We start from the raw sequence: 12,490 nt of genomic DNA on the forward strand, positions 1-12,490 counted from the left end.
TCCGCCACGTGGCCCGCGAGCGCCCGCGCCGCGGGCCACGTGGCGGACAGCGTCCGCGACCTTCCCGGCCTCGCGACCCGGCTCTTCGCCTGAGCGTCAGAGCGTCACGAGGATCTTCCCGAACACCTTTCGCGATTCCAGCCGCTCCAGGCCCTTGGCGAAGTCGGCCAGCGGCAGCACCGTGTCGATGACGGGGGTGAGGCCCGCGGCCATCTTGTCGAGGCTCTCGCGGATGTTGGCGATGCGGCAGCCGAACGAGCCGGTGATGCGGTACTGCTGCTGGAACAGCTGCATCAGGTTCATCTGCACCGAGACGCCCGAGGTCGAGCCGCAGGTGACGAGCCGTCCGCCGCGCTTCAGGCAGAGCAGCGACCCGTTCCAGGTCTCGGGTCCGACATGCTCGAACACCACGTCCACGCCCTTGCGCTTGGTCAGGCGGCGCACCTCGCCCTCGAAGCGCTCCTCGCGGTAGTTGATGACGTGGTCGGCACCGAGCGCCCGCGCCTTCTCGCCCTTCGCGTCGTCGCCCACCGTCGTGTAGACGGTGCAGCCGATCGCCTTGGCCATCTTGATCGCCGCCGTGCCGATCCCCGAGCCGCCGGCATGGACGAGGATCGACTCGCCGGGCTCCAGCCGCGCGTTGTCGAACAGCATGTGCTGCACGGTGCCGAAGGCGATGCCGGCGCAGGCCGCCTGGACGGGATCGACGCCCGCCGGCACCTTCACGACGAGGCGGGCCGGGAGGTTCACCCGCTCGCGGGAAAAGCCGTCGAGATGGAAACCCATCACGCCGGACACGTCCTCGCACAGGTTGTCGCGGCCCTCGCGGCAGGCGCGGCACCGGCCGCAGGTCAGGGCACCGTAGGGCACCACGGCATCGCCCACCGACAGCCCCTCGACGCCCTCGCCGACCGCCGCGATCTCGCCCGCGGCCTCCGCGCCGACGGTGAGCGGCAGCTTGCGCTTGGCAAACGCCATGCCGCGAAAGCCCCACACGTCGATGAAGTTGAGCCCGACGGCGCGCACCCGCACCTGCACCTCGCCCGGCCCGGGCGCGGGCGGCGGCTCGACCTCGGTGAGGCGCAGGTCGCGGTCGCCGAAGAGCTGGAGGGCTTGCATCTGAAGAGATCTCGTCTGCCGTCGGGATGGGCCGGCCGCTCCCGACCGGGATCCCTGGGGGAGGCCGGCCGGGTGTGGCCGGGGTCTCCCTATCGCGAAACGGCGGCGGCGTGGAGGGCTCCGGCCGCGCCGCCGCCGGCAGGGGGACGATCCGGGTCAAGCGGGTCATAAACCCCACGGCGCCCCGAGATCGGTCTTTTCCAATTCCGTCACAGATCCGCAAATCCGCGTGAGTGACTTTTCGGGGCAAAGCGTGTCTCTACACGGAGAGATGCGCAGAGAGACGAGCGACTGGCCCCGCGGTGGAGGAATGGCTGAGCGTATTCGCGCTTTCGATTGGGCGCGCACATCGCTTGGGCCGATCGAAGGCTGGCCGCAGAGCTTGAAGACCGTCGTCGAGATGATGCTCGGCGCGCCCCATCTTGGCGTCATCGCCTGGGGGGCGGATCTCAATGTGATGTATAACGACCAGTACGACGAAGTCTTGCGAGCGATCGAGCCGCCGCCGCTGGGACGCTCCTTCGTCGATTGCTGGCCCGCGCCGGAAGGCCGTCAGATCGCCGACCTGCTCCTCGGAGGACAGGCACGCCACACGACCGATCGCTACTGGGACATCGTCTCCCGCCCGGAACGGCCCTTCGGCTGGTACACCGCGAGCTGGACGCCCCTGCGGGACGAGGCCGGCCGCGTCGCCGGCTTCTACATGGGCGCGTTCGAGACCACCGATCGGGTGCTGGCCGAGCGGGTCCTGCGCGAGAGCGAGGAGCACCTGCGCCACACGGTCGAGTCCAATCCCCAGATCTCCTGGACCGCTTCGGCCGACGGGACCATCGACTTCTGCCCGCTGCGGTTCCACCAATGGACCGGCCTGTCCGGCGTGGGGCAGAGCTGGATGGCGGCGCAGCACCCGGACGATGCCGGCCGCATGGCCGAGCACTGGAGCACATGCGTCCGCACCGGCGAGCCCGCCGACATGCAGCACCGCGTGCTCATGCGCGACGGCACTTATCGCTGGCTGCGTTCGCGGGCCACGCCGCGCCGCGACGGCGAGGGACGCATCGTCCGCTGGTACGGAACGAGCGAGGATATCCACGACTACAAGCTCGCCGAACTGGCCCTGCGCGAGCGTGAGGAGCAGCAGGCCTTCCTGCTCCGGCTGAGCGATGCCCTGCGTCCCCTCGCCGATCCGGCCGCGATCCAGGGCGAGGCCTGCCGGTTGCTCGGCGAGCACCTGAAGGCGGACTACGCCTACTACATCGAGCTCTACGAGGCGCAGGGCTTCGCGATCATCCGGCAGGATTACGTGAGCGGCGATCGGCCCTCGCTCGTCGGCACCTATCCCGTGTCCCTCATCGAGTGGGGCATCCCCCTCTACAAGCAGGGTCAGCCGATCGCCTTCGCCGACGTCACCACGTCGCCTCTCGTTCCCGAACGTTACCGGGCCGCCGTGGCCACGGGCCTCCTCGTCGCGTGGATCGGCATCCCGCTGCTCAAGCGGGGCGAACTGGTCGGCGCCCTCTCGGTCTCCATGGTGACGCCCCGTGAGTGGACCGAGGCAGAGATCGCCCTCGCGCGGGAGACCGGCGAGCGCATCTGGGCGGCGATCGAGCGGGCCCGGGCCGAGCGGACGGCGCGCGACGCCGACATGCGGCTGCGCACCCTGGCCGACGCCGCGCCGGTCCTGACCTGGGACGTGGACGCGGGCGGCACGATCTTCGTCAACAACCACTATCTCGACTTCTTCGGTGTCACGTTCGATGCCGTCTCCGGGCGGGGCTGGGAGCGGTTTCTGCACCCGGACGACGCGGCGGCCCACATCGCCGCCTTCGAGGAGGCTTACGCCCAGCGCCGGCCCTTCACGCACGAGGCCCGCGCTCGCCGCTTCGACGGCCAGTATCGCTGGCTCAGCAGTTCCGGACAGCCGCTCGGCGAGGACCGCTTCGTCGGCGTCGCCATCGACATCACCGAGCGTCGGCAGGCCGAGGAGCGCGTCCGACGCAACAACGCCGTCCTGCAGGCGATCAACCTCGTCTTCAGCGAGACCCTGGGCGCGTCCTCCGAGGAGGAACTCGCCCGCATCTCCCTCGACGTGGCCGAGGAGCTGACCGGCAGCGCCATCGGCTTCATGGGCGAGATCGACGAGGCGACCGGTCTCCTCGACGGCCTGTTCTTCAGCGACCGGAGCCGGGCCCACTATGCCGCCCGCACGCCCACGGGGAGCAGCAGCCTCCCCTTGGGCAAGATGGCGCTCGGGCTCGCGGTCCACGGCATCTACGGGCGGGTGCTGCGGGACGGGGAAGGCTTCATCGTCAACGACCCGGCCTCCCATCCCGACCGCGTCGGCACCCCCGCCGACCACGTGCCGCTGACCGCCTTCCTCGGCGTGCCGCTGAAGCAGGGCGACAAGACGCGGGGCCTGATCGGGCTCGGCAACCGCGAGGGCGGTTACCGGCCGGAGGATCTCGAGGCGGCGGAGGCGCTGGCGCCGGCGATCTGGCACGCCCTGCGCGCCAAGCGCGCCGAGCTGCGCCTGCGCGAGAGCGACGAGCGCTTCCGGCAATTCGCCGAGGCGTCCTCCGACGTGCTCTGGATCCGCGACGCGGAGACGCTCGAGATGGAGTTCGTCAGCCCGGCGCTGCGGACGGTCTACGGCGTCGAACCGAACGTGCTCGGGCGCGACGTCCAGCGATGGGCCGGGCACATGCTGCCGGAGGATCGCGAGCGCGCCCTGCGGAACCTGCAGCGGGCGGCGAGCGGCGAGCCGCTGCTGAACGAGTTCCGCATCATGCGCCCGAGCGACGGCGCCTTCCGCTGGATCCGCAGCACGCTCTTCCCCCTGCGCGACGAGCAGGGCCGGGTGCGGCGCATCGGCGGCCTCTCGTCCGACACCACCGAGGCCAAGCTGCTGACCGGGCACCAGGCGGTGCTGCTGGCCGAACTGCAGCACCGGGTGCGCAACATCATGGCGGTGACCCGCTCGATCGTCGCCCGCACCGGCGAGCGGGCGGAGAGCGTGGCCGACTACGCCTCCCTCGTCGGCGGCCGGCTCCTGACGCTCGCCCGCGTCCAGGCGCTGCTGACCCGCTCCGCCAACGCGGGCGTGCCGGTGGCCACCATCGTCCACGACGAGGTCAGCGCCCAGGCCCTGCGCGAGGACCAGTACGACCTTTCCGGACCCGAGGTCGAGCTGTCGCCCAAGGCGGCGGAGATCCTGACGCTCGCGGTGCACGAACTGGCGACCAACGCCTTGAAATACGGCGCCCTCTCGGTGCCGGAGGGCCGCGTGCGGGTGCGCTGGGCGCTGTTCGAGAAGCAGGACGAGCGCTGGCTGGGATTCGACTGGGTGGAGGCCGGCGGCCCGGGAGCGGCTCGGGACGAGGGCCGAAGGGCGCACGCCGCGCCCGTTCGCGGCGGCTTCGGCCGCGAACTGGTCGAGGGCCGCCTGCCCTACGAGCTGAGCGGGCGCGGCCGTCTGGAGATCGGTCCGGACGGCGCCCGGTGCCGGCTCGAATTTCCCCTGCGCGACGGAGCGAGCATCCTGGAAACGGATGCCCCGCAGCGCGCGACCGTGTCCGGAGGAGCGCTCGACATGACCGGCGAACCAGACCTGAGCGGCCACCGCGTCCTCGTGGTGGAGGACGACTACTACCTCGCCACCGACACCGCCCGCGCCCTGCTGAGCGCGGGAGCGGAGGTGATCGGTCCCTGCCCGACCGAGGAGGCGGCCCGCGACGCGCTCGAGGACGGCGCACCGGAGGCGGCGCTGGTGGATATCAACCTGGGCTCGGGGCCGTCCTTCACCCTGGCGGCCCTGCTACGGGAGCGCGGCGTGCCGTTCGTGTTCATCACGGGCTACGACGAGGGCGTGATCCCGCCGGACTTCGCGGATGTGGAGCGGCTTCAGAAGCCGGTCGAGCTGCGGCGCGTCGTCCACTTCCTGGCCGAGACCTTGCTGGCCGGGCGCTGACGCGGCACCCGGCCGGCGCTCAATCCGGCGTCAGGTAGCGGCGGCGCGCCCAGCCGAGGGTGCGGTCGAACCGGACCCGGCACCATGTCAGGCCGCTCGGCGTCTCGTTGGTGCAGCCGAAGCCGAGCACCCGGCGGCCGGCCGGGATCTGCCCGAGGGCCGGCGCACCCGCATCCGGCGCCTCGCGGATCGTCAGGCTGTCGTCCCGCGGCAGCCCCTCGACCCGAAAGGTCTCGGCCGCCCGGACGGACAGATCGCCCGCGAGGATGAGGGCGAGGGTCAGGGCGGGCAGGAGGCGGGTCATCGCGGGCGCGCGTCAGGTCCGATGGATGCCCATCATCGCGGTCAGCCCGCCATCGACCGGCACCACCGCCCCGGTGATGTAGGCGCCGCCCTCCCCGATCAGGAAGGCGGCCAGCGCCGCGACCTCGTCCGGCCGGGCGAAGCGCCCGAGCGGGATCTGGCGCTCGATGCCCTCGCGGTGGCCGGCATAGGCCGCCAGCATCTCGGTGTCGATGAAGCCGGGGGCGATGACGTTGACGGTCACCCCGCGCTTGGCCGACTCGATCGCCAGCGTCCGGCAATAGGCGATCAGGGCCCCCTTGGTCGCCGCGTAGGCGGCGTTGCCGGCATTGGCCTGCAGCGCGGCCACCGAGCCGATGGCGACGATGCGGCCGGCGCGCGCCCGGATCATCCCGCGCACCAGCGCCTTGGCGATCCGGGTCATCGACCAGAAGTTCACCTGCATCGCCGCCTCGGACCGCTCGCGGTCGAGCATGGCCGCGAGCGCGTCGGCCGACTGGCCGGCATTGTGGACGTAGCCGTAGAAGCCTTGCGTCTCGGCCCAGTCGCAGAACGCCTCCACGGCGTCGCGGTCCGACAGGTCGAGGGCGCGGGCGGCGGCGCTGCCGTCCCCGTGCGCCCGCACCAGCTCGTCGGCGAGCGCCGCCGCACGCTCCGGCGAGGAGCGGTAGGTGAAGGTCACGGCGTGGCCGGCCGAGGCCAGGGCGCGGACGGTCGCCGCGCCGAGCCCGGAGGCGCCGCCGACGACGAGGACGGATCGCTTTTCCGCGCTCATGCCGGCTCGTCTCCCAGGACGAGGCAGGTGTTCTGCCCGCCGAAGCCGAAGGAATTCGACAGGACCCGCGCGACGCGGGCGTCGCGGGCGGTTCCCACCACGTCGAGGAGCAGCGCCGGATCGGGGACCGCGTAGTTGATGGTCGGCGGGATGCGGCCCTCGCGGATCGTCAGCAGCGAGACCACCGCCTCGATCGCCCCGGCGGCCGTCAGGGTGTGGCCGATCATCGACTTGTTGGACGAGATCGGCAGCTGTCCGACCCGCTCGCCGAACACCGCCGAGCAGCCGAGCGCCTCCATCTTGTCGTTCTCCGGCGTCGAGGTGCCGTGGGCGTTGACGTGATCGATCCGATCCGGCCCGATGCCGGCATCGTCGAGCGCCGCGCGCATCGCCGCGATCACCGGCGCCCCGTCCGGGCTGGAGCGGGTGCGGTGGAAGCCGTCGCCCTTCTCGCCGCAGCCGAGCACGTAGCCGAGGATTTTTGCCCCGCGCGCCCTGGCGGATTCCGCGCTCTCCAGCACCAGGGCGGCGGCGCCCTCGCCCATGACGAAGCCGTCGCGGTTCTTCGAGAACGGCTTCGAGGCGCCCTCCGGCGGGTCGTTCTGCGTCGAGAGCGCCGAGAGCAGCGAGAAGCGGATCAGCGATTCCGGGTTCACCGAGCCGTCGGTGCCGATGCACAGGGCGGCGTCCATCTCGCCCCGGCGGATCGCCTCGACGCCGAGCTGGATCGCGGTGGCGCCGGACGAGCAGGCGGTCGAGAGCGAGATCGGCGAACCGCGCGTGCCGAAGCGGTCGGCGAGCCGGTCGGCCACCGTGCCGAAGATGAACAGGTCGTGCCACGCGTCGAAGCGGCGGGTCGCTGCGGCGCGCTGCAGGCCGGCATAGGTCACCTCCCCCGGCTCGGCCGCGGCCTCCGCCAGCGCCTGGCGCTGCGGCCATTCCATCTCGACCGGCGGCACCGCCACGAACAGGCCGCCGGGAAAGCCGGCGCCGATGCCGGACTGCGTCACCGCCTCCTCGGCCGCGACCATGGCGAAGCGCTCGGACAGGAGCGGCGCCACCAGCGGGTCGGTGTCGAGGAAATCGACGGTGCCGGCGATGCGGGTGCGCAGTCCCTCGGTGGGGAAGCGGCTGATGGCCCGGATGCCCGAGCGCCCGGCGGTGAGCGCGTCCCAGTTCTCGGCGACGCCGCGGCCGAGCGAGGTGACGATGCCGAGCCCCGTCACCGCGACGAGCGGGCGTCCCTGGGCGTCGTGGGTGGATGAGGAGCGCGGTTCTGCCATCGGGGCCTCAGACCATTCTTTCGTCGCCCGGACGCATCCGAACGGCCGCGGCGGCCACCGTCCGGAGGACGATGCTCGAGCTCTTCGTTTCGCATCATCTTTGTCCGAAAGCCGGCAACCACCTTTCGGGACGATGCTCTAGACCTTCACCACGCGGATCACGCCCTCGCCGCGGCGGTGGCCGACGGAGGTGACCGCCACTTCCCGAGCCGAGCCCACCGCGCAGAGCGCGGCCGCCAGAGCCGCTCCGAACGGGGCCGCGACTTCGATCGGGTGGCCGATCACGTCGCCCGTGGCGCGGATGCCCGCCCCCGGCAGCGCCGCGTGGATGCCCGCGACCTCTTCCGCGGCGAGGTCGGACAGGCCGGTGGCGCCCGAGAGGACCACGTCCGGCCGCTCGATCCCGGCCTCGCCGATCAGCCGGGTCAGGCTCGCGGCGACGCTGCCCGGCGCGCGGGCCACCCGGTCGTTGGCCACCGGCATCAGCCGGGCGAAGGCGCGGGCGCCGCGGGACGCGGCGTGCTCCGCCGCCTCCAGCACGAGGAAGGCGGCGGCGCTGCCGAGGATGAAGCCGCCATCGCCCTCGCCGCCGCGCTCGAACACCGGCCGGTAGGCGCTCTTGAGAAGGAAGCCGCCCATCTCGTGGATGACCATCACGTCCGGCCGCTCGGCGTTGTACGAGCCGCCCACCATCATCGTGTCGACCTGACCCGAGGCGATCCGGGCATGGCCGATGCGCAGGGCATCGACGCCGCTCGACTCCTCGCCCATGAAGGTGCGCGAGGCGCCGGTGACGCCGTGGACGATGCTGATGTTGCCGGCGAGCAGGTTCGAGAGCTGCGCCAGGAACAGCGTCGGCCGCAGGTCGTTCAGCAGCCGTTCGTTGAGGAAGGCGCCGGGTTCGTTCGTCCCGCGCAGGCCGGTGAGGATCGCGCCGTCGACGGCGTAGTCGCGCTCGCCGCCGCCCGCCGCGACCACGAGCGGAAGCGCCGACTTGAAGCCCGCGTCGTCCTTCACGCCGGCCGAGTCGAGGGCGAGGCCGGCGGCGTAGACGCCGAGCCGCTGCCAGAGCTCCATCTGGCGCTGATCCGACTTCTTCGGGATCTGCGTGTCGAGGGCGAGCGGCGCCACCGGATGCACCGGATAGGGCGCGAAGGTCTCGGCATCCGTGCGCGGCGGCGCGTCCGAGGCGAAGGCCGTCAGATGCGCCTCGATCCCCTCGCCCGCGCAGGAGACGAGGCCGATCCCGGTGACGACGACGTCGCGGGCCTGCGGACGGCTCACGGCTGGTCTCCCTCGAGCAGGCCGATCTTCCGGGCGCGTTCGCGGATCAACGATTCCATGGTGGCGGGGAACGGCATGGTGCGGAACCGGAGTTCCGCGTCGCAGAGCGCCTTGCCCTCGTGGCGGATCGCGGCCTTCGTCACCGCGTAGCCCGAGCCGTCGTGCTCCAGGCTCGCCGTGATGTCGAGGGCGGCGCCGGGGCCGACGAAGGAGCGGAAGCGCGCCTTGTCCACGGCCATGAGGAACGGCATCTGCGCGAAGTCGAGATGGGCGAGGACGAGGTAGCCGGAGGCCTGCGCCATGGTCTCGGTGAGGAGTACGCCCGGCACCAGCGGGTGGCCGGGGAAATGCCCCTCGAAGACCGGGCTCGCCTCGGGGACGAGCGCCCGCGCCTCGATGCGGCCGGCGGCGCGGTCGAGCCGCACCACGGAATCGATCATCTCGAAATATTCGAGCCGCATCGCGCGTGAATCCCTGGAGCCCGACGGATCAGGCCTTGGCGGCCTTCTCGGCGACCAGCGCGTCGATGCGCGCACAGAGGTTCTTCAGCACGAAGTACTGCTCGGCCGGGACCTTGCCCTCGTTGACTTCCTGGGTCCAGCGCTCCAGCGGCAGCTTGATCCCGAACGCCTTGTCGACCGCGAAGGCGATGTCGAGGAAGGCGAGGGAGTCGATGCCGAGATCGTCGATGGCGTGGCTCTCGGGGGTGATCTTGTCGCGCGGGATGTCCGCCGTCTCGGCGATGATGTCCGCGACGCGGTCGAAGGTGGCGGTCTCGTTCGACATTAGGGCTGGCCGCTTTCTCGATTCTTCAAGTCCGGCGTCGCCGACCCCTCACGCGGCACGCCCCCATGGCGCCCGAGCCGGTCTGCGGCCCCGCTTCGCCGCCGGTTCCCGATGGCGCTTCTGAAAAGATCGCGACCCCTTACACGAAGCGATGGAGCGCGGGCAACCTCGGGCATCGCGCCGGACCATCACCGGTTTTCGGCGCCCCCTGCCGCAGGCCCTGTCGCCGTCCTCCCGTCGCCGTCCTCCCTCAGCCGGCCGAGCGGCTGAGGTCGAGCGCCGGTGCGCGGGTGTCCGCACCCTGACGCGGACGCTCGCGGCCGGTGCGGCGGCCCTCCCCCGAGAGCACCCGCTTGCGCTCCGCCGTGCGCGGGCGCACCAGCTCGCCGAGGGCGACGAAGCGGTCGTTGTGACGCTGTCCCGCATCCTGGATGCCGAAGCCGAGGGCGAAGGAGCGCGCGAGTTCCACGTCCGCCGCCACGCCGTAGCGCTCGAGCGCGGCGGTGAAGACGCGGTGGAAGCCCACCGGCGCGCACCACGCCTTCTCGGCGAGCTGCATCGGCCAGGTCCACAGCCCGTCACCGCGGCGGCTGGCGATCTCCTCGCGGGCGATGAAGTAGCCGCTCGCCCGATGTTCCAGGCCGTCGTCGAGGATGCGCCAGTCGCGGTCGGGGGCAGGCTGCGCCGCGGAAGCCGGCCGGTCGAGCCCGTCGTCGTCGAAGCCGATCTCGATCATGGAAGCCTCCTGCCTTGCCCGCCGCGGTGAGGCGGCGAATCGGTCCGGAACGTTCCATGAACAGTGCGTCCGCACGCGCGATCGGTCAAGCCTTTGTTCGCAGTTCGTTCCGATTTTGAGAGCCGTTCTGGGGTCGAGGTTGCGGCGGCGGAGCCGGTCGAATGCCGTTGCAAGCGTGCGGACGCCCCCCTCGGCCCGGACGGAGGCGAGGACGCAACCGCGTGGCCGGCCGGGGCGGCCTCTGGATTGCAGCGCCGGCCGCCATAGGTTGCCCGCGCCGCCCTTTCGGCGGAACGAAGCGAGGCGGGTATGCGCGGCACCGATGGGACGGAGGGAGAGACCGCCGGCAGCCAGAGGGTGATGCGCGCCCTCCTCGTCGCCGGGCTGCTGGCGCTGGGCCTCTATCTCCTGTCGGGCTTCCTGCGCGCCCTGATCTGGGCGGTGGTGCTCGCCATCGCCCTCTGGCCGCTCTTCGCCCGCGCGTGCCGCCGCTTTCCGCCGGGGCGGCACAACATCCTCTGGCCGGCGGTCTTCACCGGCCTCGTCGCCCTGGTCCTGCTGCTGCCCATCGCCGTGCTGGCGGTCGAGGCGGCTCGCGAGGCGCACGACCTCCTCGCCTATGCCCGCGAGGCCGAGCGTACCGGCATCCCGGTGCCGGATTTCGTCGCCCACCTGCCCTATGGCGCCGCCGCCGTCACCACGTGGTGGAACGCCAACCTCGCCCATGCCGGGTTCGCCCATGAATTGACCGAGCGGCTCAACACCGCCTCGAACCGCGACCTCACCCGCACCCTCGGGGTCGGGCTGGTGCACCGGGTGGTGCTGTTCGGCTTCTGCCTGCTGACGCTGTTCTTCCTGTTCCGCGAGGGCGATACGGTGATCGCGCAGGCGCTGAGGGCGAGCCAGCGCCTGTTCGGGGCCCACGGCGAGCGGGTGGCGCGGCAGATGGTGGCCTCCGTCCACGGCACCGTGGACGGGCTCGTCCTCGTCGGGATCGGCGAGGGTTTCCTTCTCGGCATCGTCTACGCGTTCGCCGCCGTGCCGCATCCGGTGCTGTTCGGGGCGATCACCGCGGTCGCCGCGATGATCCCCTTCGGTGCGCCGCTGGCCTTCGGGATCGCCGCCGTGCTGCTCCTGGCCGGCGGCGCCGTCGTGCCCGCGGTGATCGTGGTGGCGGCGGGCCTCGTCGTCACCTTCGTCGCCGACCACTTCGTGCGCCCGGCGCTGATCGGCGGCACCACCCGCCTGCCCTTCCTGTGGGTGCTGCTCGGCATCCTCGGCGGCGTCGAGACCTTCGGGCTGCTCGGTCTGTTCGTCGGGCCGGCGGTGATGGCCGCGCTGATCCTGCTGTGGCGGGAACTGACGGAAGGACCGAAGGAGCCGGCGCGGCCCTTCAGTGCTTGAGCGGCCGCCCGAGCTTGCGCGCCAGGATCCGCTGCGGGCTCTTCTCCGGGTCGGCCTGGTCGGCCACCGCGATGTAGGCGGTCTGCTCCAGCATGTAGCGCCCGCCCATGGCGCCGTGCATCACGAGGTCGGAGAAGGTCACCCAGGTCTCGCCGGGCTGGAAACGCACATCCGCCTGCGGCGCGTTGGCCTGGTAGTCCAGGTCGCGCTTCAGGGCGTCGTGGAGGTGCAGCATCAGGTGGTCGTATTCCGAGCGCTTGGCCTTGGTGATCTTCAGCGCGGCCAGCACGCTCGCCGAGAGGCCGGAATAGCCCGGCAGCTTCGGCAGGAACTTTTCCGCCATCGATCCGAAATCCTCGCCGACCCGCCACAGCCGCGGCTGCCCCTCGGCGTTGATGTTGCGGAAGATGCGCAGGATGCGCCGCTCGCCGATCGGGTTCGAGGGGAAGGCATCGACATGCATGCGGGTGTCGTCGCGCCGCCAGCTCAGCTTGCGCTTGTCCACGTCGAACGGCCGGTAGGAGGTGCCGGCGAGCGAGACCTTTCCGCGATAGGCGGGGAGATAGGTCTCGATCAGACTTTCCGCGAAGCGGCGGTAGCGCACCAGCAGGTCGCGCAGGCGCGCCTGTTCCTCCGGGCTCCCGGCCCCGCCCCGCAATTCGGCGCTCTCGCTGCGGATCGCGACGTTCTTGGCCTTACCGTCGGCGAAGGGGCGCTCGACGAAGCGCTGCTCGAAGGCGTCGAAGGGGAAGTCGAGGTCGCGGAAGACGAGGACGGAGCCGCTCTCCAGCGCCTCGACGAGGCCGGGCGCGCCCGGCGCCGCCTCGGAGCGG

11 protein-coding genes are annotated in these 12,490 nt (G+C 71.7%); 2 read left to right on the plus strand and 9 right to left on the minus strand.

Translation table 11 applies throughout. From position 1 onward, the window contains the following. Nucleotides 1–96 precede the first annotated feature (96 nt). Nucleotides 97–1,119: a zinc-binding dehydrogenase gene (locus tag MFF42_RS17820; protein ID WP_238256947.1), complete on the minus strand. Its 1,023-nt coding sequence runs from the start codon at nucleotides 1,117–1,119 to the stop codon at nucleotides 97–99. A gap of 400 nt (nucleotides 1,120–1,519) precedes the next feature. Between MFF42_RS17820 and MFF42_RS17825 the strand changes: the two genes are divergently transcribed. Continuing rightward, nucleotides 1,520–5,086: a PAS domain-containing protein gene (locus tag MFF42_RS17825; protein ID WP_444980420.1), complete on the plus strand. Its 3,567-nt coding sequence runs from the start codon at nucleotides 1,520–1,522 to the stop codon at nucleotides 5,084–5,086. Nucleotides 5,087–5,105: 19 nt separating this feature from the next. On the opposite strand, the gene MFF42_RS17830 is transcribed toward MFF42_RS17825, so the two are convergent. The 7 genes from MFF42_RS17830 to MFF42_RS17860 form a co-directional block, all read right to left on the minus strand. After that, nucleotides 5,106–5,390 carry an SH3 domain-containing protein gene (locus tag MFF42_RS17830; protein ID WP_238256949.1) on the minus strand — a complete coding sequence of 95 codons (285 nt, stop codon included), beginning with the start codon at nucleotides 5,388–5,390 and terminating at the stop codon, nucleotides 5,106–5,108. Nucleotides 5,391–5,402: 12 nt separating this feature from the next. After that, nucleotides 5,403–6,164, minus strand: coding sequence for an SDR family NAD(P)-dependent oxidoreductase (locus tag MFF42_RS17835; protein WP_238256950.1), 762 nt, complete (start codon nucleotides 6,162–6,164; stop codon nucleotides 5,403–5,405). Beyond that, nucleotides 6,161–7,447 carry a beta-ketoacyl-ACP synthase gene (locus MFF42_RS17840; protein ID WP_238256951.1) on the minus strand — a complete coding sequence of 429 codons (1,287 nt, stop codon included), beginning with the start codon at nucleotides 7,445–7,447 and terminating at the stop codon, nucleotides 6,161–6,163. The genes MFF42_RS17835 and MFF42_RS17840 overlap by 4 nt, the downstream gene beginning before the upstream one ends. Before the next feature lie 138 nt (nucleotides 7,448–7,585). After that, nucleotides 7,586–8,731: a beta-ketoacyl-ACP synthase gene (locus MFF42_RS17845; RefSeq protein WP_238256952.1), complete on the minus strand. Its 1,146-nt coding sequence runs from the start codon at nucleotides 8,729–8,731 to the stop codon at nucleotides 7,586–7,588. Continuing rightward, entirely contained in the window at nucleotides 8,728–9,192 is a 465-nt protein-coding gene (locus tag MFF42_RS17850) for a 3-hydroxyacyl-ACP dehydratase FabZ family protein (protein WP_238256953.1), read from the minus strand. Before MFF42_RS17850 ends, MFF42_RS17845 begins: the two co-directional genes overlap by 4 nt. Before the next feature lie 28 nt (nucleotides 9,193–9,220). After that, nucleotides 9,221–9,517 carry an acyl carrier protein gene (locus MFF42_RS17855; protein WP_003601886.1) on the minus strand — a complete coding sequence of 99 codons (297 nt, stop codon included), beginning with the start codon at nucleotides 9,515–9,517 and terminating at the stop codon, nucleotides 9,221–9,223. Between the two features lie 250 nt (nucleotides 9,518–9,767). After that, entirely contained in the window at nucleotides 9,768–10,253 is a 486-nt protein-coding gene (locus MFF42_RS17860) for a hypothetical protein (RefSeq protein WP_238256954.1), read from the minus strand. A gap of 309 nt (nucleotides 10,254–10,562) precedes the next feature. Between MFF42_RS17860 and MFF42_RS17865 the strand changes: the two genes are divergently transcribed. Beyond that, nucleotides 10,563–11,657 carry an AI-2E family transporter gene (locus MFF42_RS17865; RefSeq protein ID WP_238256955.1) on the plus strand — a complete coding sequence of 365 codons (1,095 nt, stop codon included), beginning with the start codon at nucleotides 10,563–10,565 and terminating at the stop codon, nucleotides 11,655–11,657. Here MFF42_RS17865 and kdoO read toward each other — a convergent pair. Further along, a partial coding sequence (gene kdoO, locus MFF42_RS17870) for a Kdo hydroxylase KdoO (protein WP_238256956.1) occupies nucleotides 11,647–12,490 on the minus strand: 844 nt, incomplete at its 5' end. The genes MFF42_RS17865 and kdoO overlap by 11 nt on opposite strands.

The sequence above is a fragment of the Methylorubrum podarium genome, from assembly GCF_022179745.1.
Classification (GTDB): Bacteria; Pseudomonadota; Alphaproteobacteria; order Rhizobiales; family Beijerinckiaceae; genus Methylobacterium; species Methylobacterium podarium.